Source organism: Enterococcus sp. DIV0294, from assembly GCF_050558155.1.
Taxonomy (GTDB): domain Bacteria; phylum Bacillota; class Bacilli; order Lactobacillales; family Enterococcaceae; genus Enterococcus; species Enterococcus faecalis.
The window spans coordinates 1,326,982-1,353,113 of record NZ_CP187889.1; the positions used below are offsets into that span (position 1 = coordinate 1,326,982).

Below are 26,132 nucleotides of genomic sequence, written 5' to 3' on the forward strand. Positions count from 1 at the left end.
AATGGCTCGATTAAATGTTAATCCAACCCGTATGGAACTTTCCCGATTGAAAAAACAGTTAACTACGGCCACGAGAGGTCATAAGTTGCTGAAAGACAAACAAGATGAATTGATGCGACGGTTTATTGCGCTAGTCAAAGAAAACAATGAGTTACGTATTCAGGTTGAACAAGAAGTGACGGATGCGTTATCAAATTTTGTATTGGCAAACGCAACGTTGAACGAAGCCTTTATTGAAGAGTTAGTGGCGATTCCAGCTGAAAAAGTTGAATTAGAAATTATTGAACAGAACATCTTAAGTGTGCCAGTTCCTAAAATGATTTTTGATTACGATGAATCGGTTCAAGAAGCACCCTTAGATTATGGCTACGTGAATTCAAACAGCGAGCTTGATCAAGCTTTTGCTAAAATTTCAAGCATTTTACCGAAATTATTAGCACTTGCAAATGTTGAAAAGACGTGCCAATTATTATCAAAAGAAATTGAAAAAACGCGTCGTCGTGTCAACGCCTTAGAGTATATGACGATTCCACAATTAGAAGAAACAATTTACTACATTCAAATGAAATTAGAAGAAAATGAACGTGGCGAAATTACACGTCTAATTAAAATTAAAAGCATGAACAAAGAAAATTAATGGTTAGAAAGAACGAGTGCGAAGCCAGTTGGTAGCTTTCGTGCTCGTTTTTAATAAAAAAGGGAGTGGAAAAAATTAAAAATGAAGAACGCCGCAAAGCGATTGCACTGAATTGTCAAAAATACGAAAGTGACTATGCTCACTTGGTGGAACCAATCAATGAGCTACTGTTAAACTTGGGAGCGGCTATTTCAGAAGAAGCCGCGAAGCAAATCATTCTGAATGTAAAACGATATCATCACGGCGTGAAATATCTTCCTGAGTGTCATTTAGATGAAAGTAACCAATTTATCGAAGATGGGCTTGAAGCTCTTAAAAAGGGAGATTTAGGCAACGGTGCGTTACAACTATTTGGGGCTGGCTTAAACTTTGCTAGTTTTGCAACAAAAGCACAAGGAACCAAAAAAATTGATGCCCACCAAATGTTGGCAGAACGTTTTACGAAGTTGTTGTCTGTACAAACGGATAATAATAACAAACAATAAAAATACCCTTGGTTTATTAAGTCGTCTTAATAAACCAAGGGTATTTTTTAACTGTTATTGATTAGGATATTCAGACACCTGTAATTGCCATAACTTATCTGTCACTGAAGCAATAAACGCAGCACTCTTAGCATTATCAGGTCCTTTCGTAAAAATTGCTAAAGCAAAGGGGTGAGGTGTTTCTAAAATCCCCATATCATGAATAAATTCATCATAGGAACCAATTTTATGAGCAACTTTTCCTTGAGTTGTGGGAGTTTCCATTCTTTCATGGAAAACACTTTGTTTCATAGAATCATAAATCGCTTGGTAATCTGGTTTTGTTGCTTTTTCAGTATATAATCTTTGTAGAATAACTAGCGCATCTTCCGAAGAAAATTGTGGTTCTTCAATCGAAGGTGACTTGTGCAAATAACGCTGATACATTTCTCGTTTTGCTTTTGCATCACCACCCAATGTGTCATAGAGCATATTTTTAGCGATATTATCAGAATAGGTGATGGCATATTCTTGTAACGTTTTTAATGGATATTCTGGTTGGATATTATAGGCAATGATCCCAGTTCCTTCTTCATAATCTTCTTCGGCGTTATAGGGAATCAGGTCTGTCCATTTTTTTTGACCAGAAGCAACCGTGTCGGCGACTAGCATCGTCAGGGGCACTTTAATAGTACTAGCTGTATAAAATTCATGTTGGCCATTCACGGAACGCTGTTCGCCAGTTTCTAAATCCAAATAACTAATCCCGACCGTTCCTTCAAATTCTTTGACAGAAGCGACGAGCAGGTCATTTATTTTATCAAAAAATACTGTATTTGCTGAATTATTTTCTTCCTTGTCTTTCGTATGCTTCTCATGTTTGGCGGAATCAATTGTAACTTTTTGTTCAGATTCTTTGGCATAATCTTCGCCACGACTTGAGAAGAAGAAGCCTACAATTAGGAAAAAGCAAAGAAAGAAAATGATGCCGTATAGTGAGAGTTGCTGTTTCTTCAATGTAAAACCCTTTCCGTTTCTCTAATAGATATTTTTCTCAACTCCTCCATTTAATCATTTTTCGGATAAGAGCGCAAGCGTCTTTTTAACGGCACTACTGGTTTTGTTTCATTTGTTTTTGGAGTGCTTGCGATTGCTTTAATAGCTCTTTGCCGATAGTGGTATCTTTCACTAATAGCCGCTGTAAGGGGCGATCGATGACTTGTTTGATGGAATGAATGTCTTGATTATTTAAAATGGCTGTTTCTTTACTAGAAAAAGATTTATGCGCGGTCAGTTGTAAACCAAACGAGTTGTACAACAATGTATAACCAGCAATCCCAGTAATTGTCTGATAAGATTTTGAAAAGCCGCCGTCAATTACGAGAAGCGTGCCATTTGCTTTGATTGGCGATTCGCCTTTTGTTCGTTTAACTGGTGTATGGCCATTAATGATATGTCGATTTTCACCAGTAACTTCAAATTCATCTAGGATTCTTTCACAAACTTCAACCGTATCACGCAAAGAGTAGTAAGGATTCTTTTCTTCGTAATGTGTTTCTTTTTCAGCGAGAAAATAACGCTCAAAGGTTTTCATAGCTCGTTTACCAAATAATGAGGAACCTTCGCCACACCAAAGATACCATAAACAATCTGTCGCATAGTCATCTGTACTAGCAGGCTGAGCGTAAGCTTCTTCTAACATTTCCTGAAAGAAGTCAACTAAAGCTTTTCCTGAATAGGAGTGGCCTTTAAATGTATAAGCTTGAAAAGTACCGTCCGCATTCAGAGGCAGACAGCCATGAATCAATAAATTTTGATTATACACAAGATAAAGAGAGGCTTTTTCCATTAGAAAGCGCATGTGTTTTGTTAACCGCGGTGAAGACTGAAATTGCGTTAATAAATCATCAATTATCTGTTTTTCCTCACGTGTTAATTGGTAAGGCTGCTCTTCAGAAACGGTTTGGAAACAGCTGTTAATTAATGTATAACGACATTCATCAAAAGTAATAGTTTCCCCTTGAATCTTATCTAAGCGTAGCCGATGTGCCAAGTTAAAATCAGGGCGTCGACCAATAATTTGCCCTTCTAGTTTTTCTTGAATAATGGCAATGGCTTGTTGCACACGCATCGCTACTTGTTTTTCATCTTCAGTTAACGCACGATAGGGATTTTTCTTGGGTTCAAAAGCAGGATTTTCTTTATATGTTTCTAAACTAAATTTTTTTAAGGCGGTTAAATCGATAGCATAACGTTCTTCTAACAAATCTAAATTTCCATAGCGAGCACAAATACGTACTACATTGGCTAAACAAGCCAGTGAACCACTATAAGCAGCCAGCCAAATCATATCGTGATTGCCTAGTTGAATATCCAAGGAGTGATAGGACATTAATCGGTCCATAATTTTATCTGGTGCTGGCCCCCGGTCATAGATATCCCCAATAACATGTAGGTGATCGATAATCAGACGTTGGATTAGATAAGCTAATTCTGTCACGAAACGTTTGGCTTCACCTAGTAAAATAATTTTTTCAATAATTTGTTGATAGTAACCGTTTTTGGTTGTTGTTTCATCATATTGATAAATCAATTCTTCGAGAATATACCCATAGGTTTCAGGAAGGGCTTTGCGAACTTTAGAACGTGTGTACTTCATCGAAGAAGAACGGACGATTTCAACCAGACGGCGAATCGTTAATAGCCACCATTCATAAGAGAGGGCGCTTTCATTTTCTAAAAGTGTTAATTTTTCTTCTGGATAGTAGATAATAAAACAAAGCTCGTCCATCTGATGGGCATTTAATTCTTGTTTAAATAAAAATTGAACTTTTTCTCGGATTCGCCCAGAACCATTTCTTAAAATATGGTCAAAAGCTTCAAATTCACCATGTAAATCACTGACAAAATGTTCTGTTCCTTTCGGTAAATTCAAAATTGCTTCCAAATTAATAATTTCTTCAATTTGTTGATCGCGGTTCAGTGTAGCCAAGTCATCTGCCTTCTTTCTTTTTCGTATATACCAATTTTGATTTAAAAGATTAAAGTCTTGATAATGAAGGTTTTTTATTCGTATGCCAATTATTGTAGGCTATTTGGCGAAAAAAAGCAACAGGAGAAAGTCAGAGAAAAATGTGGAAAATTATAGGAAGCTACTGGGTTTTATGCTATGATTTTTAATAAAACGAAATGAAGGGGCGGGAAAACATGTTATTTGGTACAGCAAAAATGAATCGGGAAAATCATTTAGAAATCGGTGGTTGTGACACCGTAAAGTTGGCGCAAAAATTCGGGACGCCGTTATTTGTCTATGATGTCGCTCATATTCGCGCGCAAGCACGTGGTTTTAAACAAACGTTAAATCAATTAGGTATCAAAAATAAAGTGGTTTATGCAAGTAAAGCATTTAGTTGTTTAGCTATTTATCAAGTGTTAAAGGAAGAAGATATTGCTTGCGATGTTGTCTCTGGTGGAGAACTATTCACAGCTTTAAAAGGGGGCATGGAGCCAGCGGAAATTGAGTTCCATGGAAATAATAAAACCCCTGAAGAATTACGTTATGCTTTGGACAACAAAATAGGTACAATTGTCATTGATAATTTTTACGAAATTGACTTGTTGGAAGAATTATTAGCTACACGAAACCAAACACAAAAAGTTCTTTTTCGGGTGAGTCCTGGCGTGGATGCAGAAACACATGATTACATTTTGACAGGCCAAGAAGATTCAAAATTTGGTTTTGATGTTGCAAGTGGCCAGGCAACAGAAGCGATCGTTCGCCTTTTATCAAATCCCTCTTTTGATGTGCAAGGGGTCCATTGCCATATTGGCTCGCAAATTTTTGCTGTGGAAGGCTTTTTAGCTGCTGTTGAAAAAATGTTCACTATTTTAGAAGACTGGCGGCAAGTCCATCAATTTACAGCACGTGTTTTAAATATGGGTGGTGGTTTTGGTGTGCAGTACACGCAGCAAGATGAGCCATTAGCACCAGCAACATTTGTTGAAAAAATTGTTTATTCCTTGAAAGGTCATTGTGAACAATTAGGGTATCCACTGCCTGAGCTTTGGATTGAACCAGGCCGCAGTTTAATTGCCGAAGCGGGCACAACGATATATACAGTTGGCGCGCAAAAAGAGGTTCCTGGTGTTCGTCATTTTGTTTCCGTAGATGGTGGCATGGGTGATAATATACGCCCTGCTTTGTATCAAGCAGTTTATGATGGTTTTCTAGCGAATCGTGAGGGACATGATTCAGTCAAGAAAGTCACAGTGGTTGGTAAATATTGCGAATCAGGAGATGTCTTACTTCGAGATATTTTATTGCCAGAAGTTAAAGCAGGGGATTTATTGGCCATTAGTAGTACGGGGGCTTACGGTTATTCAATGGCAAGTAATTACAACCGAAATCCTCGACCAGCGGTGGTTTTTGTCGAAGATGGACAAGCAAAATTAGTTGCTCGCCGTGAGACATATGAAGATATGACAACGTTGGATTGTTGATAGATTAAAAGTAGCCGCCTCTTTTTGAGACGGCTGTTTTTTTTTCAAAAAATAACAAAATGTAAGGGTGATTTCTTTCAGAAATGAAAAATCCATAGTATATTAAATGAAGAAGGAAATACTTTAGAAGAGGGTGTGATTTGCAGATGAAATGGCTCCTCGGGTTACTGATCATTTTTGCAATAATTGGCGTTGTTTTTTCTTTTTACATTGCCAATTATTTTTTGAAAATTGCGTTGCTTAAAGACAACCCTTGGTATCATAAAAAAGGGCATCGGTTATTAAATCCTGATAATTTTCAAGAACGTGAAACAAGATATACAAAAATAGAAGAACAACAAAAACAAGAAGGCGAAGCTTTTTGGACAGAGTCTTTTGCTGAAGATCGTTGGTTGAAAATTAAAGATGAAACATTGTATGCACGGTGCTTTATTCCTTATCCAGATAACCATCGTTGGGCGATTTGTGTGCATGGTTATCGTTCAAACGGAAAACGCGATATGGCATATACTGCATTACGTTTTGCAGAAGAAGGCTACAATGTTTTAGTTCCCGATTTGCGTGCGCACGGGAAAAGTTCAGGGAATAAAATTGGGATGGGATGGCTGGATCGGTTAGATTTATTAAGTTGGATTAGTGAAGTTCTTGCCATTGATATGGAAGCAGAAATTATTTTAGTGGGCGGTTCCATGGGAGCGGCTACTGTCATGATGGCAAGTGGTGAAAAGTTACCAACGAATGTCCGCGGATTAATAGTGGATTGTGGCTACACTTCTGTTTATGATGAATTTAAATACGTCCTACATGAATCTTTTCATTTACCCGCTTTTCCTATTTTAACAATTGCTAATCAATTAGCATTAAATAACTATGGCTTTCAATTGAAAACCGCTTCTTCCGTGAGACAATTACACAAAAATACGTTGCCCACATTCTTTATTCACGGTACAGGTGATCGCTTTGTTCCAATGACAATGTTTGAAGAAAATTTAGCGGCAACTCAGGGGATAAAAAAAGGCCTCATTGTGGCTAAAGCACCACATTTATCTTCAAGTGTCTACGAACCTGAAAATTATTACAGTAGTATTTTTGAATTTTTGGAAGAAAACTGTCCTGCAGTAAAAACAACATCCGACTAAAAAAGACATGGATTTTCATGATTCCATGTCTTTTTTTTGTCTGACTCGTTTAGCTAAATTTAAAGTGCTTAAAAAGAAAAATAACGGCGCCAAACTACCAAGGCAAAGAAACCATTTCATTGAATAAGTTAACTCTTGCTGTAAAAGAGATTCTCGTATATAGCTGAAACCTTCGCCATGGACCCGCAAATAAATATAAATGTAAGCATAAAGAATCACTAAAGGCAAAATACAGACTTCTAATATTTCCAAAAGATAAGGAAATGTTTTATTTAATAATTTGAGGCGTGTCTTATTCAATAGATAAGCAAAAATGAAAATTGACCATAAAAAACCAAAAAAACTAATCAAATAAAAAATCAGATTCGCACTTCCTGCATTCATAAAAGCTTTCGGGAAAAGTAGTCTGCCGATGAACGTATTTTTAATTGTAAAAGGAACATCAAAAATGGAAATATAAAGACAAAAAAGTACTAATGTTAACAAGGCATGCCAAATCTTTTTCTCCATTTCATTTAAAAAATATCTAATTACTTGGTACATTTCCATAAACTGTCGCTCCGTGTTTGAAATAATCGTAGTTTTGACTATACCATAGCTGTTCTCAATTTTCTTGAAAAAAATACACGCAACCAGCCTCGACTATACGAAACACACAGAGTGTCTAAAAATAAGTTGCCGATCGCATTTTTTCGCATGCTAGTGTTGCACTTCTGTTTCGCTGGTGTTTTCTAATTGCTGATTTGTTGATTAAAAAAGGGCAGGAGGGAGCGTTTTTCTAGTATAATAATATAAAAGAATATAGAGAAAATCGTAGGATGGGAGTTATTCAAAGTGGCGGAGATTACAGTTAAGACAATTTCAGCGAAAGATGATTTAAAGAAGTTGCTTTTGGGTCAAGAGTATGACCACCAGCAGCCGGTTAAAAATATTTTAAAAGCTAGAACATCGAATGTCCATATTGAAAAGTACGAGGTTGTGGAGGATGTTTTTTTAAAGTTAACTGGGAAGGCGACCATGCACAAAGATATTATGAACTCATTTTGGACAACGTATAAAATTATGTTACAACTTGTTTATCCCGATTTCTTTAGACCAGCGGAAGTAATTGGGGAAAATCAAGAAAGCTATTTAGAAAAACCTTCTGAACAGAATTTGCTTGCAGTAAATAGCAAGTATCCGCCTCATGATTCCGGGACATCGGCTGTGATTTCGGACCGATATTTAACTTATTTTGACCAAGTTTTTCCTGACTATTTACCAAATCCTGTACCCAAAAAATATACATGGAATGAATTCCTTCTCGACAATTTTACTAAATTTGATCGAGTCCATCAGGACCCACAATTAAAGCGTTTTGCCGAACTTACCCATTCAATTGGAAACATTACAGTAGTTCCACTAGGATTTAACAGCGGAAGAAGTTTATCGTTTAAAGATTATTGGGATTATTCTTTAGAACAACTTTCGATATTTTTAGCTTCATTTCATTCATGGGAAAGCTACGTTCATACGTATGAGATGCAACCATTTTTAAATGAACAGTATCAACCAGTAGCGCTATGGAAAAATCATTTGAAAAAAGACTCGTTTATCTTACCTCAGAATCTAGAGGAGATAAATGAATATTTAGTTCAAGTAAATCAACGAATAGAAAAAAGAGGGCAGCGAATAGTGAATCGGTTGTAATGAAATAAGAATCGACTTTTCACTAAACGTTGAAAGTCTCGAATCGTGTGCTCTTTTATTGACTCAGGAACAGAGAACGATTAAACTACTAGATTAGTATCAAAAAATAATTGCGTATAGGGCTAACCAGTCGCATGTTTAAATAACTTTTAGGTCTTATGTAAGTAACAAAAGTTATTAGTACGAAGCAATCATTTTAGAAAGGAGCTTTTATGTAATTCACATTATTAAATCAAGAAAATCAAGCCTATTGGGAAGCAACCTACATAGAAGCTTTTCCAGAAGAAGAGAGACTGCCGTTTGGTCAATTATTGACGTCTTCTCAAGCAGGAAAATTTCATTTGTTTGTTATTCAAGAGGCGGATGAGAACGTGGGGATTTTGTTAAATAGTCAAATTGCACCTGAAGCAACCTATGTCTTTTTCTTTGCAATTGATCAGCACCACCGAAACAAACGATTAGGCTCAACCGTGTTAGCGTTATTGAAGACACGTTATCCTAAGGGGTTCTTTTAGAGAGTGAAGAAATTGGCAAAAATGCAGCGAATGAAGCCCAAAGAGAAAAACGTTATCAGTTTTATGAAAGAAATGGCGTGCTGGATACAGGGTATCTGATTATGGATAGAGGGCTCACTTTTCATATCATGTTTGCTGGAGCGTCAGGCTTCGGTGGAACGCAGCTACAGTTTTTATTAGACTTCCATCCAGTAGCAAAAATTTGGAAAAAGCCAAGTATTGATAGCATCAGGTAGTTTTTTTCAAATAAGTAAATTAAACAAACAAAAAAACATATGAAAGAACGGACCAATCGGTTCTTTCATATGTTTTTTATCATTAGTCTCGAAATAACTAGCGAATACCCAAAGCAATTCGTGCGTAACGGCTCATTTTATCCGTTGTCCAAGCAGGGTACCAGACTAATTTTACTTCGATATTATTCACTTCAGGAATATCTTTTAAAACACCATGGATTTGTTCTGTTAAAACATCTGCTAACGGACAACCCATTGTGGTTAAGGTCATTTTGATGACAGTATCACCAGTTTCTTCTGCAAATTCAACTTCATAAATTAGTCCTAAATTAACAATATCGATGCCTAATTCAGGGTCAATCACTGTTTCTAATGCAGTTAAAATATCTTCTTTAATTGCTTCAACTTCTTCGGTTGAACGTTGTTGAGGTTGTTCACTCATTCGTCTTCTACTCCTTTGCAAGTTGCCTCTTTACTATCATACCTTTTTTAAGAATGTTTGTAAATGAGAAGTATCTCACATGTCATGGAATTTACTGATTTATTAAAAAAGCTCATAAAATTCGAAATTCATTTTATTTTAATCTGAATCTCATTATTTTATTGACATTAGAAAACAATGAGTTTAGAATGATCGATAACAATCTAAATTTAATTTTTGGATATTTTTAAAAAACTGAATTTTCAGTCAATTGGAAATATCAAAGGGAGGATTTTATGAAAATTAAGCAGGTACATGTTAGGGCATCGAAAATTAAACTGAAAGAAACATTTACGATCGCTTTGGGGACGATAGAATCAGCGGATAGTGCAATTGTGGAAATTGAAACAGAAGAGGGATTAGTTGGATATGGAGAAGGAGGGCCAGGCATTTTTATTACCGGTGAAACGTTGGCTGGCACGATTGAAACGATCGAATTATTTGGCCAAGCAATCATTGGCTTAAACCCCTTTAATATTGAGAAAATTCATGAAGTGATGGATAAAATATCTGCTTTCGCTCCAGCGGCAAAAGCAGCAATCGATATTGCTTGTTATGATTTGATGGGTCAGAAAGCTCAACTGCCTCTTTATCAATTGTTAGGCGGCTATGATAACCAAGTAATAACGGATATTACACTAGGTATTGATGAACCAAATGTGATGGCACAAAAAGCCGTCGAAAAAGTCAAACTAGGTTTTGATACATTAAAAATTAAAGTCGGAACAGGAATTGAAGCTGATATCGCAAGAGTAAAAGCGATTCGTGAAGCAGTTGGCTTTGATATCAAGCTCCGCTTAGATGCGAATCAGGCTTGGACGCCCAAAGATGCAGTTAAAGCGATTCAAGAATTAGCAGATTATCAAATTGAATTAGTGGAACAGCCAGTTAAAAGACGCGATTTAGAAGGTCTAAAATACGTTACTTCACAAGTTAATACGACAATTATGGCTGATGAAAGCTGTTTTGATGCTCAAGATGCGTTGGAATTAGTTAAAAAAGGCACAGTCGATGTTATCAATATAAAATTAATGAAGTGTGGCGGCATTCATGAAGCGCTGAAAATTAATCAGATTTGTGAAACAGCAGGCATCGAATGCATGATTGGTTGCATGGCGGAAGAAACAACCATTGGCATCACGGCTGCTGCCCATTTAGCTGCTGCTCAAAAGAATATCACACGAGCAGATTTAGATGCGACATTCGGTTTAGAAACTGCGCCCGTAACTGGGGGCGTATCCTTAGAAGCAAAACCATTATTGGAATTAGGAGAAGCAGCTGGATTAGGCATTTCTCATTAAAAAAGGAGTAAAGCAAATGAAGTATGATTTAAAGTATCTTAGTGTTCCTTTGCCTGAGGAAATTCAAAGGGTGAAAGAATTTGGCGATTTTGCAAGTGCGGATATTGCCATTGATTTTTGGTTGACAAAAGAACTTCCGCAGGCATTAAAAGAACGTTTGATAATTGAAAAAGATGTCATTAAAATGATGCGTATGAATGAGTATCCTCATAGCTTTGCAAAAGCTGATCAAATGATGAGAGACACTTTTCAGGATTATCAAACAGAGGAATTAATTCGTTTAAAAGAAACGGGATTAGTGGACTGGGTTTATATTGACGGTGAACCGTATTTCCAACTTCGATTTTTGGCCAATTTAATTAAAACAAATGCGGCATATGTTGCACGTTTGCGGGAAGCAGAAAGCAATCAGTTAGAAATTCTCCGCAAAAAAGAACTAAAAGAGAACATCGAACAAATGCAAAAAAACGGTGGTAGAAAAGTGAAAACAACAATTAAAGCCACCATTCAGGTGAAAAAAGAATTTGAGCGTCCAGGTGAGCGTGTTCGTGTCCATTTGCCGCTGCCCAAAGCGTGTCAACAACAATCAGAAATTGAAATCCTAGCTACGTCACCTGAAGCAACCTATATTGCGGCAGAAGATGCGCCTCAACGAACACTGTGTTTTGAAACAATCTTAAAAGAAAATCAAACGTTTACAGTTGAATATTGTTATGTTAATCGGATGGTTTACCAACAGTTAGAAGAAAATAACGTAGACAAAATGCAACCAAGCTTTGATTTAGAGGAACAGTTACCGCATATTCGATTCACGCCTTATTTAAGAAATTTAGCAGATGAGATTGTGGGCGATGAAAGTAATCCCTTAAAAAAGGCACGCTTGATTTATGACTTTGTGACGACAAAGATTCATTATTCTTTCATGCGTGAATATTTTACAATTTCCAATATTTCAGAGTATGCTGCAACTAATTTAAAAGGTGACTGCGGCGTGCAAGCGATTTTGTTTATCACGCTTTGTCGGATTGCAGGGATACCAGCCAAATGGCAATCGGGATTATATGTTTCTACACATTATACAGGCTGTCATGATTGGGCACAATTTTATATAGAACCGTACGGCTGGCTCTTTGCGGATTTATCTTTTGGCGGAGGTGCTTACCGAGACGGGGATAGACAGCGGTGGAATCATTATTTCGGCAATTTAGATGTTTTTAGAATGGTCGCAAATAGTGAGATCCAGGCAGACTTTCAGCCGGCAAAAATGCAATTGCGTGCAGACCCAATTGACAACCAGCGGGGAGAATTTGAGTACGAAAATGAGGGCTTGCCCTACGCATGCTTGATAGTTTCGCAAGAACGGCTTTCCATGGAAGAGTTGCCGTTTGATTGACACATAGGGGGATTAGTATGAAAAAGTTAAAAATGATGGGGATTATGTTATTTGTTAGTACGGTCTTGGTAGGTTGTGGCACAACAGCAGAAACAAAAATAGACGAGAAAGCAACTGAGAAAACCAGTGTCTCGAAAAAAGTTTTAAATTTAATGGAGAACTCGGAAATCGGTTCAATGGATTCTATTTTTACACAAGATGAAGCCAGTATTAACGCACAGTCCAATGTCTTTGAAGGGTTATATCAATTGGATGAAAAAGATCAACTAATACCTGCTGCTGCTAAAGAGATGCCAGAAATTTCTGAGGATGGCAAACGATATACCATTAAACTAAGAGAAGATGGCAAGTGGTCCAATGGTGATGCTGTAACAGCCAATGATTTCGTTTTTGCTTGGCGTAAATTAGCGAATCCCAAAAACCAAGCTAATTACTTTTTCTTGTTAGAAGGAACGATTCTGAACGGAACAGCTATTACAAAAGAGGAAAAAGCACCAGAGGAATTGGGTGTCAAAGCGCTTGATGATTATACTTTAGAGGTTACTTTAGAAAAGCCTGTACCGTATTTTACGTCGTTATTGGCATTTTCTCCATTTTTCCCACAAAACGAAGCATTCGTGAAAGAAAAAGGACAAGCCTATGGCACTTCTAGTGAAATGATTGTATCTAATGGTCCGTTTTTAATGAAAAATTGGGATCAGTCAGCGATGTCGTGGGATTTTGTGCGTAATCCCGACTATTACGATAAAGAAAAAGTAAAATCAGAAACGATTCATTTTGAAGTTCTTAAAGAAACAAATACCGTTTACAATTTGTACGAATCAGGTGAATTAGATGTGGCTGTCTTAACAGGAGATTTTGCTAAACAAAATCGAGACAACCCAGACTATGAAGCAATCGAACGGTCAAAAGTCTATTCCTTACGTTTAAACCAAAAAAGAAACGAAAAACCATCCATTTTTGCAAATGAGAATGTCCGCAAAGCTTTAGCTTATGCTTTGGATAAAAAAAGTTTAGTCGACAATATTTTAGCAGATGGTTCAAAAGAAATTTATGGGTACATTCCAGAAAAATTTGTATATAACCCAGAAACGAATGAAGATTTTCGTCAAGAAGCAGGCGCCCTTGTCAAAACAGACGCCAAAAAAGCCAAAGAGTATTTAGATAAAGCAAAAGCAGAGCTAAACGGAGATGTAGCCATTGAACTTCTTTCAAGAGATGGTGATAGTGACCGAAAAGTTGCTGAATTTATCCAAGGCCAGTTACAAGAAACGTTGCCTGGTCTCACTATTAATGTCAAAACAGTTCCTTTAAATAATGCGATTGAATTAATGAGAAAAGGGGATTATGAATTGTCTGTTGGCATGTGGGGACCCGATTATCAGGATCCAATGACTTTCTTAGAAAGCTCAGTTAGTGGTAACCGTATGAACTATTCTAGCCCAACGTTTGATCAACTAATTGAAGAAGCAACAACTAAATACGCAAATGATCCTGAAACTCGTTGGCAAACATTAATTAAAGCTGAAAAAGTATTGGTGGAAGAAGATGCCGCTTTAATTCCTTTATACCAAGAGGCCCGTAGTCAGCTTGTACGACCAGGTGTCAAAGGTATTCAGTATCATAACTTCGGTGCAACGAGCACATATAAGTATGCCTATAAAGAATAAATTAGTGAACGAGCGTGGGACAAAAATCACTTTGGATTTTTGCTCCACGCTCAAAAACTGATAAACGGCGGGAACAGAAGCAACACTACGCGTTGCTCCGATCTCAACAACTTCTAAGGTGTTTTCTCGACATGCGTCTCGTCACAGTACAGCCTTTAAAAGAGCTACAGCTCTAAGAGTTGCGATGTTTCACTGTGAAGCATGAACAGATGAAATCATCGTACCTACTTGGTGAAGGTCCTTCGGAAATAAGCCGAAATTGTTGAGAATCACGAAGAACGTAGTGATTCGATGATGAACAATACCTACTTGGTTCTCGGAGTTAAACACTTCTGTCCCGACCTCTTCCCGATAAGAGCTTCTTTTTTGTTAATAGTCAACAATTAATAAAAAAATAATTGAAAAAGGTTGACAAAAATAATGATACTCGTTAGAATAAGCACTGTTAACAAATGAATAGCGTTTTCATGTGACTAGATAATACTTGGCATGGAAGAATTTCGTAATACAATGTGGTGTACAATGGTTACGCAACATGTTTAACGGGATTGTTCTATGCTTTTTTTGTTGTTTTCACTGAAAATGTTAGAATTACTTCTGCAGAAGAGGGTCATTTATGAAAATTAAAAAGGTGCTAAATCAAAATGCTGTACTTGTTCTTGACGAAGGACAGGAGAAAGTAGCTGTCGGTAAAGGAGTCGGGTTTAATAAGACTAAAAATGATGTCTTATCTCGACAATTGGTGGAGCGGATGTTTGTGATGGAGCCAGAAGGACTGAAAAAACTTCAAGTATTGCTATCACAAATTGAAGACAAATACTTTTTAGCGAGTGAAGAAATTATCCAACATGCTGAAACGGTATTGGGTGAAAAGTTGAATGAACATATTAATATTGGGTTGAGTGATCACATTGCTTTTGCAGCTGAAAATATTCAAAATAATATTATTGTTCGGAACAAGCTTTTAAGTGAAATTGAGATTTTATATAGTGAAGAATTTGCTATTGCTCAATGGGCTGTAGAATATTTAACACAAACCTTAGAGATTCCATTTAGTTATGATGAAGCGGGGTATATTGCAATTCATATCCATAGTGCTCGCAGCGGACGTACTGATAATAGTAAAAGTATCCGTGAAGTTACAATCGTTTCTGAAATTATTCATTTAATCGAGCAGGAATTGGCTATTGATATTCATGATGATAAAAATAGTCTCAGTTATTCACGTTTGGTGAATCATTTACGTTTGTTTATTCATCGCTTCCAACAAAATCAATATGCTGTTTTAGATGAAGAAATTTTGGAAGTCGTAAAGAAAAAGTATGCTGAAAGCTATGAAATCTCAAAAAAAGTACAAGTCTTATTAATGAGAAATTTTCATTATCAAGTACCAAATGAAGAACTTGGTTATTTATCGATTCACATTGAACGATTAAGAATGACCAAATAATAAAAATTAAATAGTTTATGTGAGGAGTTACGTATAATGAAAGCGTATATGCAAAGAATGGGACGTTCGTTAATGTTACCAGTTGCTGTATTACCGGCGGCTTCTTTATTAGTCGGTATTGCTAACTGGATCGTGGGAACAATCGGCGCTAGTCCAGCCACAACTTTTCTAATGAATGGTGGTTTGGCTATCTTAAACAACTTAGCATTATTATTTGCGGTTGGTTTAGCGTTAGGAATGTCAAAAGATAAAGATGGATCGGCAGCATTAGCTGGTTTAGTCGCTTATTTAGTACCAAAAACTGTTTTAGCGCCTGCTTCTATCCAAGCCATTAAAGGCTTCAAGGATATTGCTGAAGTAAACCCAGCCTTCAACAGCATGGACAACAATGTCTTTGTCGGGATTGTCGCTGGTTTAGTTGCTGCGGCAATGTATAATCGTTTCTCTGGTGTGAAATTGCCAATGGCTTTATCATTCTTTAGTGGAAAACGTTTAGTTCCTATTATGTCAGCTATTTCGATGTTAGCAATCTCAGCTGTCTTATTCTTCTTCTGGCCAGTTGTTTATAACGGATTAGTTGCTTTTGGTAAAGGAATCTCTAGCTTAGGTTTCGTAGGAGCTGGCTTGTATGGTTTCTTTAACCGACTATTAATTCCAACAGGCTTACACCATGCTTTGAATTCTGTTTTCTGGTTTGATGTTGCTGGTATCAATGATATTGGGAACTTTTTAGCTGGTCAACAAGCGTTAGATACTGGTAAAGCAATTGTAGGACAAACGGGTATGTATCAAGCTGGTTTCTTCCCAGTAATGATGTTTGGTTTACCAGCAGGCGCGTTTGCGATTTATCAATGTGCACGTCCTGAGAAGAAAAAAGTTACAGCTTCATTAATGTTAGCTGCTGGTTTTGCGGCTTTCTTTACAGGCGTAACTGAACCTTTAGAATTCTCATTTATGTTCGTTGCTTGGCCTTTATATGTTTTACATGCAGTCTTTACAGGTATTTCTTTAGCATTCGCTGCGTTTATGCATTGGACAGCTGGCTTTGCCTTTAGTGCAGGTTTTGTAGACTTCTTCTTAAGTTTGAAAAACCCAGTCGCGAATCATCCAATGATGTTGGTGGTTCAAGGACTTGTCTTTGCAGCAATTTACTACTTCGGTTTCCGTTTTGCAATCACTAAGTTTAACTTAATGACACCAGGACGTGAAGAAGGCGATGGCGAAGAAACGCCAGATGTTGCGGAAGGCGACAACAAATTTGCTTCTCTAGCTCGTCGTATTTATGATGGTTTAGGCGCTGATGCTAATGTAACTTCTATTGATAACTGTACAACTCGTTTACGCTTAACAGTGAAAGATACAGGCAAAGTGGATCAAGCAAAAATTAAAGCAACTGGGGTTCCTGGTGTGAAAGTCATTGATGACACCAATATCCAAGTGATCGTTGGTACGGAAGTACAATTTGTTGCTGACGAAATGCAACGATTATATAACCACCAAGCGCCAGCAACACCAGTCAAAGAAACACCTGTTTCTCAACCAGTTGTTGAAGAAAAAGCACCGGTTTCAACAAAAGAAACTGAATTATATTCTGTAGCGAATGGGAAAGTTATTCCTATTTCTGAAGTACCAGATGATGTTTTCTCAGCAAAAATGATGGGTGACGGTTATGCTGTCGTACCAACAGACGGCGAAGTTTCAACACCCGTTGCTGGTAAAATTACTAGCATTTTCCCAACAAAACATGCGTTAGGTATCCAAACAGATTCAGGCATTGAAGTATTATTACACATGGGTCTAGATACTGTTGAGTTACAAGGTGGACCATTTACATTACATGTTGAAGAAGGCCAAGTTGTAAAACAAGGCGATAAAATTGCAACCATTGATTTAGCCGCATTAGAACAAGCTGGCAAAAAATCAGATTTAATTGTTGTTTTCACAAATCAAGATATCGTTGCTCAATACGATTTACAAAAAGCAGGTCAAACGACTTCAATAAATGATGTAATCGGGAATGTTACTGTAAAATAAAAGTAAAAAAGGGATAGCCGCAAGGCAGCCCTTTTTTTGTATTCTTTGAAAGTATTAGTGTCTGTAGAACCAGTAGTAATAAAAATCGCTTGCTCTACAGGTTTTTATTTATAAATAGCCTTAGAAAGTTTCGCATAATTGAACACTTTAACTACTCACAAAAATGGCCAATGTAACGGACAGAAAACAAGGAATCGTTTTCTTTTATATGGATTATAATAAATATATCAAGGAGGGGTTGCTATGAGTTCGAAAAAAGAACGTGGACAAAAATTGTTGTTACTTCTCTCAAAAAAACAAGATTATATGACTGCAGAAGAATTGGCAAACTGCCTAAGTACTTCTCCTAAGACGGTTTATCGTTTGATAAAAAAAATTAACGATGAATTTTCAGAAGGTTCACTCATATTATCTGAGAAAGGACGAGGATACAAGCTAGACTATGAACGATTTATGGAACAGAATCGACATTTAGCCGAAAAAGAAAGTGATTTTTCGCCAAGGGAAAGACGCAATCGAATTCTGGAGGAATTGTTGTTAGCTTCTCCACAAGCTAAAAATGTTTATGAATTATTTGCAAGATATTATGTTGGCGATTCTGTGATATTTAGCGATGAACAACAATTATCCGAAGATTTAAAGAAATATGATTTAACACTCAAACGGAAAAATCGAACGTTGGCAATTATCGGTGAGGAAAGAGCTATCAGGAAAGCCATTTCCGATAGAATACAACTGTTGAACATTATCGATATTGAGGATCTTCGAAACAACAAAGCATTAAATTTTAATAATTATGATGTCCTTTTTACGTTAGATCAAGTCAGGAACATTGAAAAAAAACTGGATATTACTATTCCACATCCATATAACGTAAACATCTTTTCGCATCTTTATATCTTAATTAGTCGTTCACGAAAAGTAGCTATTTCTGAAAAATACCAATTATCTAACGAAGAAGAACAAGAATTAACAAAGGACTTAGTACTCAAAAAGGTCGCGCAAACAACGATTCAACAGATTGAAACTTATTTAAATAAGAGACTGCCTAACGTTGAAATTTATTACTTATATCAATATTTGGTTTCTTCTAGGATGCAAGGTTCATTTAGTAAAGTAACTAATTTTTCTTTCAAAGTAATGCAAATTACTCAATTTTATTTAGAGGAAATGAGTGCACAACTAAAAATTTTAACTGATAATGATCAGCTACTTCTTGAATTGGCTAGTCATATAAAACCAATGATAAATCGTCTTGAAAACGGCATACATGTTAAGAATAGTTTATTGGATCAAATAAAAATGACGTATGAAACAATTTTCAGAAAAATTGTGCAAGTTTCTAAGCAAGTAAGTAAAAACTATCAACTACCGGCTATAAACGAAGACGAGAATGGGTTTATTACATTGTATTTTGCGCGAATGATTGAAACCAATCAGTTACCTATTCGTACTTTGATTATGTGTACCACTGGAATTGGAACTTCAGAACTATTGAGAGTAAAAGTTGAAAAGAAATTCCCTGAATTACAAATTGTTGAAATTATTGCCACACGAAATATAAAGAAATCATTAAAAGATTATTCTGATATTGAATTGATTCTTACAACGATTCATTTACAGGAAAAGGTCCCCATTAAATCATTGTTGGTAAGTGCCATGTTTACAATGGATGATCAGTATCGATTACAAAGAAAAGTTGAGGAAATCTATCATGAACGTTAATCCTTTATACCAAGTTTTCCTAAACCAAGAACTTCTTTCAAAACAGCAAGTATATCAATTCATTGCAGAAACAGCAGCACCTTGGTTAACGCCCGAAGAAAAAAAGCAGATTGAGGAATCTTTGGTAAATCGTGAGAAGATGGGAAGTAATCAGATTGCAGAGCAAGTTGTCTTGCCACATTTAGAGAATGCACTCTTGAAAAAAAGTGAAATATATCTGATTGGCTTAAAAACAGAAATCCAAGAATGGACGGCAGACATTAAGCAAGTGAAATTAATTATTGTCATCTTACTAAAAGAAAATGAACAGTTAAAAGTAAAAAAAGAAATCAGTCGATTTACTAGAAAATTAGCAAATGAAGACTTCTTAGAAAAGTTGTTGCGTTTAAAAACAGAAACAGATTTTTATAAAAATATAGAAAAATTTGAGGAGGAAAAATAATGAAGATAGTCGGCGTAGCAGCCTGCACAGTAGGAATTGCTCACACATATATCGCACAAGAAAAATTGGAGAACGCTGCAAAAAAAGCAGGAGTTGAGATCCATATAGAAACACAAGGGACCATTGGGATTGAAAACAAACTAACGGATGAACAAATTAAGGAAGCGGACATTGTTATATTAGCCATTGATGTAAAAATTTCTGGAAGAGAGCGTTTTGATGGGAAACGAATCATTCAAGTACCTACAGAAGTTGCTGTAAAATCACCCACTAAACTAATTGAAAAAGCAGAAGAAGTTATGACACAAGAAAAGTAACCTTCTAGGAGGAATTGTAATGGAAGTAAAGGATATCATTGACTTAAAAACCGTTAAAACGAATATGAATGTAAATACAAAAGAGGAAGCGTTAAAAGAATTAGCCAATCTTTTGCTTGAAAATGGCAATATTTCAGATGAAAAAGGCTTTATAAAAGATATCTATGATAGAGAGGCGGAAGGCCAAACGGGCATCGGAAACTATCTAGCCATTCCACATGGCAAAAGTGCGTATGTAAAAAAAATAGGCGTGGCCATTGGTATTAATAGTACAGAAATTCCTTGGGAATCTTTAGATGATAATGGCGTAAAAGGAATCATTCTTTTTGCTGTGGGCAATGATCATAAAGAAACAACTAGCCATCTTAAACTATTATCATTGTTTGCCAGAAAACTCGGAAATGATGAAGTAGTGAAAGAACTCCTTCAATCAAAATCGCCAGAGGATGTAGTGAAGGCATTCTCTTAATGAAATTACTGAGACAGCATATTGTGGATATTTTCTACAGAAGAATTCATAACAGCAATTTTTTTAAATAGAAAATAAAATAAAAGAACAATGTTTAGGAGGATAAAAATGAAAAAACTAAAAGAGTTAAATCTTAAAGGTCATTTATTAACAGCAATCTCATATTTAATTCCAATTGTCTGTGGTGCTGGCTTTTTAATTGCAATTGGTATGGGGTTTGGTGGCTCAAGTCAAGGAACCTTGGTACCAGGTGAATTTTCGCTTTGGGATGCTTTAGCTACTATGGGTGGCGCTGGCTTAGGCTTACTTCCGGTTGTTATATCTACTGGCATTTCTTTTTCAATCGCCGGTAAACCTGGAATTGCTCCAGGCTTTATTATTGGTTTAACTGCGAATGCAGTTGGTGCCGGCTTTATTGGTGGTATCTTAGGTGGTTACTTGGCAGGATATCTTGTATTAGCTATTTTGAAATATGTGAAATTACCCAATTGGGCGAAAGGGTTAATACCAACATTAATTATTCCATTTTTAACCTCAATTACTGGTGGATTAATCATGATATATATTATCGGGACCCCAATAACGGCATTTACTTCATTATTAACGAACTTTTTAGATAGCTTAGGTAACTCGTCATTATTAATTTTTGGTGGTGTAATTGGTTTATTAAGTGGTATAGACTATGGCGGACCCATTAACAAAACTGTTTTTGCCTTTGTTTTGACAATGCAAGCGGAAGGACTTAATGGACCAATTACAGCATTGCAATTAGTAAATACAGCAACGCCAATAGGCTTTGGATTAGCTTTCTTCTTTGCTAAATTATTTAGAAAAAATATTTATACAAAACTAGAAGTTGAAACGTTAAAGTCTGCCGTACCAATGGGCGTGATTAACATTGTTGAAGGTGTTATTCCTTTAGTTATGAATGATATTGTCCGAGGAGTCATTGCTACAGCGATTGGTGGCTTCGTGGGTGGCGCAACAACAATGATCTTAGGGGCAGATGCGACAGTTCCATTTGGCGGTGTTTTAATGATTCCAACAAGGAGTAAACCGCTGGCTGGCATTATTGCAATTGTTGTAAATGCTGTGGTTACCGGTTTAGTTTTAGCTATTATTAAGAAAGATGTAACTGAGAAAGATATGGAAGCTTTAGTAGAAAAAGAAGAAGAGGAGATAAACTTGGAAGATATTCAGATTTTCTAAACAAAATGAAAAAGCGCAACAAAATTAATGCAATTTATATTGCCTGTCAGAGATGTGTCAACGTCTGAATATAACGAGTTAGAAAAATTTTCAAAAACATCAAACAAATAATCAGATAGAAAGAGTTGAAAATTAGAATGAACAAAGTTGAATTTTCTCCGTCACTAATGACGATGGATTTGGACAAGTTTAAACAACAAATCACCTTTTTGAATGATCATGTTGCTTCGTATCACATAGACATTATGGATGGTCACTATGTGCCAAATATCACGCTATCTCCGTGGTTTATTGAGGAGTTAAGAAAAATTTCGAAGCTCCCAGTATCTGCTCATCTAATGGTTACGAATCCAAGCTTTTGGGTACAACAACTAGTAGATATCAAATGTGAATGGATTTGTATGCATGCAGAGGTTTTAGATGGTCTAGCATTTCGCCTAATTGACCAAATTCACAATGCTAATCTTAAAGCAGGGATCGTCCTTAATCCCGAAACGCCTATTGAATCAATCTTTCCATATATTGAATTGTTGGATAAAATCACAATCATGACCGTTGATCCAGGCTTTGCTGGCCAACGATTTATTGAAGGAACACTTGATAAAATTGTTGCTCTTCGTAATTTACGTGAAGAAAAAAGTTATCGTTATGTAATTGAAATGGATGGCTCATCGAATAGAAATTCATTTAAGCGAATTGATGCTGCAGGACCTGATATTTATATTGTTGGTAGAAGCGGATTATTTGGATTAGATGAAGATATTGAAAAAGCTTGGAAAATGATGAGTAGAGACTATGAAGAAATGACAGGGAAAAAAATTCCATAAAACAATTGACTGTTTGTTAAAAGAATAGATAAGTTGTATAAAGTCAATCCTAGAAAAGAATTTTGTTCATTCTTATCTGGGCTTTTTTGATGCAATAAATAAGCGCCAATAGAACAAAATTACTTGTTATTCTATTCTAGATGAAAACGTTCAATCTTGCGAAGTTACGGTTTGTTCACAAAAAAGTTACTTTTATTAAATAAAACTAAAGAAGTAACAAAAACTTCGCTTTTTTCAGTTATTTCAAGTAACATAGAACGTATCTTAAAAGAAAAAGTTTGGATGATTCGATGCGTAGAGTAAGAAAAATAATTTATAAAATCATGCTACTTTTGTTTGTTGGTTTAGTTGCTGGTCTTGGCTATCTTGGCTATAAAATACATCAAAATGTTGAAACGGTAATGACCTTTGAAAAACAAGTAGAAGCAGAAGTCAAAAAAAATAAAATACCTGAATACAAAACATTAGCTTTAGCGATTATCTATACAGAATCTAAAGGGAAATCTGGCGATATTATGCAGAGCAGTGAAAGTGTTTATGGACAACAAGAAGTGATTGAAACACCAGAGGAAAGTATCGCACATGGCGTCAAATTTCTCGCGGAAGCGTTAGCGAAAGCAAAAGAAGCTGGCTGTGATGAGTGGACAGGCGTACAAGCATATAATTATGGACTGGATTATATTCAGTTTGTTAAAGAACGCGGCGGGAAACACACGACAGAGTTAGCAGAAGAATATTCAAGAGAAGTCCTTTCACCGTTGCTAGGAAATGACCAAAATACGAAATATCGTTATTATCGTTGGCAAGCGTTAGTTTACAATGGTGGTTACCTTTATCAAAATGGTGGCAATATGTTCTATGCGGAAATTGTCAAAATGAATCGTTGGTTTATTGAAAAGTTAAATTAAAACGAGAAAAGTCTAAAGAATTCTTTCAACTTACAGGAATTTTTTAGGCTTTTCTTGCAGTTTCATGAAAATGCAAGTAAACTAGAAGGGATGTAACTGATTAATTGAAAAGGTAGGGAAAGAGCTGGATGTTGAATAAAGTCGACCTGAAAAAAGGGTTAAGTACAGAAGAAGTTGCCAAGCAGAAAGAGTTAGGCCTTCAAAATAATTATGAGGAAAATGTAGCAAAATCTACAAAAGATATTATTTTTGATAACGTCATGACGTTATTCAACTTTTTAAACTTTGCAATCGCTGTTTGTTTACTATTTGTCGGAGCGTATTCCAATCTGGCTTTCTTAGCGATTATTATTGTGAACATGTCAATCGGGATTTTCCAAGAAATTCATGCCCGTAATTTAGTTCAAAAATTATCTATTGTGGCAAAAGAAAATGTTCATGTTGTTCGAAATGGCGTACAACAAGAAATTGATACAAAAGAACTAGTTATGGAAGATATTGTTATTATCTCTGCAGGGGAACAAGTTCCTTCTGATATGGAAGTTATTGACGGTAAAGTCGAAGCGAATGAAGCGTTGTTAACAGGTGAATCAGATTTAATTGAAAAGGAAATCGGCGATACCTTGCTTTCTGGAAGTTTCATTGTTAGCGGACAAGCCTATGCCCGTGTTATCCACGTTGGTGCCGAAAACTATGCTGTGAAAATCACCCAAGAAGCCAAAGTGCATAAACCAATTCAATCAGAGTTAGTCAATTCGATTCGTAAAGTCTCTAAATTTACAAGTTGGGTGATTATTCCTCTAGGGATTATTTTATTTGTTGAAGCTTTTTGGTTAAGAGATGCTGGCATTAAAACATCTGTTGTTGCTTCTGCAGCTGCTTTGTTAGGGATGTTACCAAAAGGATTAGTACTATTAATTAGTATTGCGCTGACAACAGGTGTCATTAAGTTAGCCAAAAAACGTATTCTAGTACAAGATATGTACTCAATTGAAACATTGGCCCATGTGGACACTTTGTGTTTAGATAAAACTGGAACGATTACAGAAGGTAAAATGAAAGTGCAAAAGGCGATTATCTTGCATGACAAATATGAAGAACTCTTCCCGCAGATTATCGGAAGCTACCTATCTGAAAGTACGGATAATAATATTACAATGCAAGCAATTCGTGATCATTATGAAGTATCCAATCGATTTGGCGCAAAAGAAGTCTTGGCTTTTTCTTCTGAAAGAAAATGGGGAGCTATTGAATTTCCAGAAATTGGGACAGTTTATTTAGGAGCTCCTGAGCGTTTGGTAGACGATAGTCGGTTGCCAGAAGCTGTTTTTACAGCACAAGAGAACGGTTATCGCGTCTTGATGTTAGCCATTGCGGAACAACAACCGTTAAACGAAACCAAAATGCCTTATTTAGAGCCATTAGCAATTCTAGAAATTGACGATCCAATTCGCCAAAATGCCAAAGAAACACTGGCTTATCTAAAAGAAGAAGGAATCGACTTAAAAGTAATTTCTGGTGATAATCCGGTGACTGTTTCAAATATTGCTCGTCGTGCTGGGCTACCCGGTTATGAGTCTTATATTGATTTGTCGACCAAAACGACAGAAGCAGAAGTGCGTGAAGCAGTTCAGCAATACACAGTGTTCGGACGTGTATCGCCTCAGCAAAAACGAACCATTGTACGTGAGTTGAAAGACACAGAGCATGTGGTGGCGATGACCGGCGATGGCGTCAACGATGTTTTAGCGTTACGAGAAGCGGATTGTAGTATCGCCATGGCAGAAGGAGATGGCGCTACTCGGCAAATTTCTAATCTAGTTTTGCTAGATTCTGATTTTACAACGTTACCAGATGTCTTGTTTGAAGGACGACGTGTGGTAAATAATGTAACCCGAGTTTCCAGTGTTTTCTTCATTAAAACGATTTATTCGTTTATTCTCTCAATCATTTGTGCCTTAACGGCCATTGCGTTCCCGTTCATTCCGATTCAAGTGACCTTGATTGATTTAGCAATTGAAGGGTATCCAGCCTTCTTCTTATCTTTCGAAGGGGACAAACGAAAAGTTGTCGGGAAGTTTTTACCAACGTCTTTGAAAAATGCGTCTGTTAATGCGCTTTTAGTTGTAGCGAATATCATTGCTGTTTATCTGATTGGACAAAATCAAGGATTTTCTTCTTTAGACACCACGACGTTAATGTATTATTTATTAGTTGGAATTAGTTGTATGGCTGTTGTTCGAGCATGTCTGCCTTTCAATCCATTACGCATTTTCTTGGTTTTCAGTACCATTATTGGTATTTATGTAGCAGCTATGTTATTCCACAACATTTTAGAAATTGGTTTCTTAACTTCGCAAACAATGGGTCTCTTCTTTATTATGATGGCCATTAATATTGTGGTGCGTGTAGCAATTGGTTTCGTACAAATGAAACGTGCTGGAAAAACAATTAAAGATTTATAAAAAGCAGAGGTTGAGCTAAAAGCATTCGTCTCCAGAAATGCAGTTCTTCTTTAAATCTTGAAGGAAGTCGGAGCAAGTTTGATGTTTAACTGATTATTTTAAGAGTTAGTGTCTGGGGCAGGAGTCAGGATGACTTTTGTCCTAGATACTTTCTTTTTTTGTTGAGTTGAAACAAGATACTTGAAAAACAGCGATTATGTGATACAATAAATCATGTGTAAATGTGTCCATTGGAATTCGCACTGAAATGACAGTGCGTTT

22 protein-coding genes and 1 pseudogene are annotated in these 26,132 nt (G+C 36.3%); 19 read left to right on the plus strand and 4 right to left on the minus strand.

Features of this window, described 5'->3' with window-relative positions; translation table 11 throughout:
* Position 1: 1 nt before the first annotated feature.
* Positions 2 to 637 carry a V-type ATP synthase subunit D gene (locus IGJ20_RS06550; RefSeq protein ID WP_002357673.1) on the plus strand — a complete coding sequence of 212 codons (636 nt, stop codon included), beginning with the start codon at positions 2 to 4 and terminating at the stop codon, positions 635 to 637.
* Positions 638 to 711: 74 nt separating this feature from the next.
* Positions 712 to 1,122, plus strand: a complete 411-nt coding sequence (locus tag IGJ20_RS06555; RefSeq protein WP_025188635.1) for a hypothetical protein — start codon at positions 712 to 714, stop codon at positions 1,120 to 1,122.
* Between the two features lie 54 nt (positions 1,123 to 1,176).
* Here the strand turns inward: IGJ20_RS06555 and IGJ20_RS06560 are convergent, their stop codons facing one another.
* On the minus strand, positions 1,177 to 2,118 hold the full coding sequence (locus IGJ20_RS06560) for a serine hydrolase (protein ID WP_010822795.1): 942 nt from the start codon (positions 2,116 to 2,118) through the stop codon (positions 1,177 to 1,179).
* Between the two features lie 94 nt (positions 2,119 to 2,212).
* On the minus strand, positions 2,213 to 4,093 hold the full coding sequence (locus IGJ20_RS06565; RefSeq protein WP_002380260.1) for a fructose-bisphosphatase class III: 1,881 nt from the start codon (positions 4,091 to 4,093) through the stop codon (positions 2,213 to 2,215).
* A gap of 197 nt (positions 4,094 to 4,290) precedes the next feature.
* Between IGJ20_RS06565 and lysA the strand changes: the two genes are divergently transcribed.
* Both lysA and IGJ20_RS06575 read left to right on the plus strand, forming a co-directional pair.
* Entirely contained in the window at positions 4,291 to 5,601 is a 1,311-nt protein-coding gene (lysA, locus tag IGJ20_RS06570) for a diaminopimelate decarboxylase (protein ID WP_025190382.1), read from the plus strand.
* Positions 5,602 to 5,747: 146 nt separating this feature from the next.
* The gene (locus IGJ20_RS06575; protein WP_172616679.1) at positions 5,748 to 6,740 is read left to right on the plus strand and encodes an alpha/beta hydrolase; all 993 of its coding nucleotides are present in this window, start codon (positions 5,748 to 5,750) and stop codon (positions 6,738 to 6,740) included.
* Between the two features lie 15 nt (positions 6,741 to 6,755).
* On the opposite strand, the gene IGJ20_RS06580 is transcribed toward IGJ20_RS06575, so the two are convergent.
* Positions 6,756 to 7,289 carry a hypothetical protein gene (locus IGJ20_RS06580; protein ID WP_016615870.1) on the minus strand — a complete coding sequence of 178 codons (534 nt, stop codon included), beginning with the start codon at positions 7,287 to 7,289 and terminating at the stop codon, positions 6,756 to 6,758.
* Positions 7,290 to 7,574: 285 nt separating this feature from the next.
* On the opposite strand from IGJ20_RS06580, the gene IGJ20_RS06585 reads away from it, so the two are divergent.
* Both IGJ20_RS06585 and IGJ20_RS06590 read left to right on the plus strand, forming a co-directional pair.
* Entirely contained in the window at positions 7,575 to 8,429 is an 855-nt protein-coding gene (locus IGJ20_RS06585; RefSeq protein ID WP_179189117.1) for a hypothetical protein, read from the plus strand.
* A 266-nt stretch (positions 8,430 to 8,695) separates the two neighbouring features.
* A pseudogene (locus IGJ20_RS06590) lies at positions 8,696 to 9,180 on the plus strand (GNAT family N-acetyltransferase).
* A gap of 97 nt (positions 9,181 to 9,277) precedes the next feature.
* On the opposite strand, the gene IGJ20_RS06595 reads toward IGJ20_RS06590, so the two are convergent.
* Positions 9,278 to 9,622 carry a metal-sulfur cluster assembly factor gene (locus IGJ20_RS06595; protein ID WP_002357660.1) on the minus strand — a complete coding sequence of 115 codons (345 nt, stop codon included), beginning with the start codon at positions 9,620 to 9,622 and terminating at the stop codon, positions 9,278 to 9,280.
* A 275-nt stretch (positions 9,623 to 9,897) separates the two neighbouring features.
* On the opposite strand from IGJ20_RS06595, the gene IGJ20_RS06600 reads away from it, so the two are divergent.
* The 13 genes from IGJ20_RS06600 to IGJ20_RS06660 all read left to right on the plus strand — a co-directional run bounded on the left by IGJ20_RS06600 (position 9,898) and on the right by IGJ20_RS06660 (position 25,871).
* Positions 9,898 to 10,962 carry a dipeptide epimerase gene (locus IGJ20_RS06600; protein WP_002360381.1) on the plus strand — a complete coding sequence of 355 codons (1,065 nt, stop codon included), beginning with the start codon at positions 9,898 to 9,900 and terminating at the stop codon, positions 10,960 to 10,962.
* Positions 10,963 to 10,978: 16 nt separating this feature from the next.
* Positions 10,979 to 12,355, plus strand: a complete 1,377-nt coding sequence (locus tag IGJ20_RS06605) for a transglutaminase-like domain-containing protein (RefSeq protein ID WP_002361785.1) — start codon at positions 10,979 to 10,981, stop codon at positions 12,353 to 12,355.
* A 17-nt stretch (positions 12,356 to 12,372) separates the two neighbouring features.
* Positions 12,373 to 14,025: a peptide ABC transporter substrate-binding protein gene (locus IGJ20_RS06610; protein WP_002363926.1), complete on the plus strand. Its 1,653-nt coding sequence runs from the start codon at positions 12,373 to 12,375 to the stop codon at positions 14,023 to 14,025.
* Between the two features lie 616 nt (positions 14,026 to 14,641).
* The gene (locus IGJ20_RS06615; protein WP_002357655.1) at positions 14,642 to 15,475 is read left to right on the plus strand and encodes a PRD domain-containing protein; all 834 of its coding nucleotides are present in this window, start codon (positions 14,642 to 14,644) and stop codon (positions 15,473 to 15,475) included.
* Positions 15,476 to 15,511: 36 nt separating this feature from the next.
* Positions 15,512 to 17,509, plus strand: a complete 1,998-nt coding sequence (gene nagE, locus IGJ20_RS06620) for an N-acetylglucosamine-specific PTS transporter subunit IIBC (RefSeq protein ID WP_002379429.1) — start codon at positions 15,512 to 15,514, stop codon at positions 17,507 to 17,509.
* Positions 17,510 to 17,752: 243 nt separating this feature from the next.
* Positions 17,753 to 19,234, plus strand: coding sequence for a BglG family transcription antiterminator (locus IGJ20_RS06625; protein WP_002379430.1), 1,482 nt, complete (start codon positions 17,753 to 17,755; stop codon positions 19,232 to 19,234).
* Positions 19,224 to 19,676: a PTS sugar transporter subunit IIA gene (locus IGJ20_RS06630; RefSeq protein WP_002389217.1), complete on the plus strand. Its 453-nt coding sequence runs from the start codon at positions 19,224 to 19,226 to the stop codon at positions 19,674 to 19,676. The genes IGJ20_RS06625 and IGJ20_RS06630 overlap by 11 nt, the downstream gene beginning before the upstream one ends.
* Positions 19,676 to 19,993, plus strand: coding sequence for a PTS fructose transporter subunit IIB (locus tag IGJ20_RS06635; protein ID WP_002408519.1), 318 nt, complete (start codon positions 19,676 to 19,678; stop codon positions 19,991 to 19,993). Before IGJ20_RS06630 ends, IGJ20_RS06635 begins: the two co-directional genes overlap by 1 nt.
* 19 nt (positions 19,994 to 20,012) lie before the next feature.
* Positions 20,013 to 20,462 carry a PTS sugar transporter subunit IIA gene (locus IGJ20_RS06640; protein ID WP_048949493.1) on the plus strand — a complete coding sequence of 150 codons (450 nt, stop codon included), beginning with the start codon at positions 20,013 to 20,015 and terminating at the stop codon, positions 20,460 to 20,462.
* Positions 20,463 to 20,570: 108 nt separating this feature from the next.
* Positions 20,571 to 21,671, plus strand: coding sequence for a PTS fructose transporter subunit IIC (locus tag IGJ20_RS06645; RefSeq protein ID WP_202522527.1), 1,101 nt, complete (start codon positions 20,571 to 20,573; stop codon positions 21,669 to 21,671).
* A gap of 137 nt (positions 21,672 to 21,808) precedes the next feature.
* Positions 21,809 to 22,498: a D-allulose 6-phosphate 3-epimerase gene (alsE, locus tag IGJ20_RS06650; RefSeq protein WP_002379434.1), complete on the plus strand. Its 690-nt coding sequence runs from the start codon at positions 21,809 to 21,811 to the stop codon at positions 22,496 to 22,498.
* Between the two features lie 290 nt (positions 22,499 to 22,788).
* Entirely contained in the window at positions 22,789 to 23,406 is a 618-nt protein-coding gene (locus IGJ20_RS06655) for a lysozyme family protein (RefSeq protein WP_002357646.1), read from the plus strand.
* A gap of 128 nt (positions 23,407 to 23,534) precedes the next feature.
* A complete protein-coding gene (locus IGJ20_RS06660; protein ID WP_101731771.1) occupies positions 23,535 to 25,871 on the plus strand; it encodes a cation-translocating P-type ATPase in 2,337 nt (778 codons plus the stop codon).
* The last annotated feature ends 261 nt before the right edge of the window (positions 25,872 to 26,132 follow it).

Excerpts from the sequence above, each read along its gene's own strand:
- IGJ20_RS06550 (WP_002357673.1), top strand. The coding sequence starts at position 2 with ATGGCTCGATTAAATGTTAATCCAACCCGTATGGAACTTTCCCGATTG.
- lysA (WP_025190382.1), top strand. The coding sequence starts at position 4,291 with ATGAAGGGGCGGGAAAACATGTTATTTGGTACAGCAAAAATGAATCGG.
- IGJ20_RS06575 (WP_172616679.1), top strand. The coding sequence starts at position 5,748 with ATGAAATGGCTCCTCGGGTTACTGATCATTTTTGCAATAATTGGCGTT.
- IGJ20_RS06580 (WP_016615870.1), bottom strand. The coding sequence starts at position 7,289 with ATGGAAATGTACCAAGTAATTAGATATTTTTTAAATGAAATGGAGAAA.
- IGJ20_RS06595 (WP_002357660.1), bottom strand. The coding sequence starts at position 9,622 with ATGAGTGAACAACCTCAACAACGTTCAACCGAAGAAGTTGAAGCAATT.
- IGJ20_RS06600 (WP_002360381.1), top strand. The coding sequence starts at position 9,898 with ATGAAAATTAAGCAGGTACATGTTAGGGCATCGAAAATTAAACTGAAA.
- IGJ20_RS06605 (WP_002361785.1), top strand. The coding sequence starts at position 10,979 with ATGAAGTATGATTTAAAGTATCTTAGTGTTCCTTTGCCTGAGGAAATT.
- IGJ20_RS06610 (WP_002363926.1), top strand. The coding sequence starts at position 12,373 with ATGAAAAAGTTAAAAATGATGGGGATTATGTTATTTGTTAGTACGGTC.
- IGJ20_RS06615 (WP_002357655.1), top strand. The coding sequence starts at position 14,642 with ATGAAAATTAAAAAGGTGCTAAATCAAAATGCTGTACTTGTTCTTGAC.
- nagE (WP_002379429.1), top strand. The coding sequence starts at position 15,512 with ATGAAAGCGTATATGCAAAGAATGGGACGTTCGTTAATGTTACCAGTT.
- IGJ20_RS06625 (WP_002379430.1), top strand. The coding sequence starts at position 17,753 with ATGAGTTCGAAAAAAGAACGTGGACAAAAATTGTTGTTACTTCTCTCA.
- IGJ20_RS06630 (WP_002389217.1), top strand. The coding sequence starts at position 19,224 with ATGAACGTTAATCCTTTATACCAAGTTTTCCTAAACCAAGAACTTCTT.
- IGJ20_RS06635 (WP_002408519.1), top strand. The coding sequence starts at position 19,676 with ATGAAGATAGTCGGCGTAGCAGCCTGCACAGTAGGAATTGCTCACACA.
- IGJ20_RS06640 (WP_048949493.1), top strand. The coding sequence starts at position 20,013 with ATGGAAGTAAAGGATATCATTGACTTAAAAACCGTTAAAACGAATATG.
- IGJ20_RS06645 (WP_202522527.1), top strand. The coding sequence starts at position 20,571 with ATGAAAAAACTAAAAGAGTTAAATCTTAAAGGTCATTTATTAACAGCA.
- alsE (WP_002379434.1), top strand. The coding sequence starts at position 21,809 with ATGAACAAAGTTGAATTTTCTCCGTCACTAATGACGATGGATTTGGAC.
- IGJ20_RS06655 (WP_002357646.1), top strand. The coding sequence starts at position 22,789 with ATGCGTAGAGTAAGAAAAATAATTTATAAAATCATGCTACTTTTGTTT.
- IGJ20_RS06660 (WP_101731771.1), top strand. The coding sequence starts at position 23,535 with ATGTTGAATAAAGTCGACCTGAAAAAAGGGTTAAGTACAGAAGAAGTT.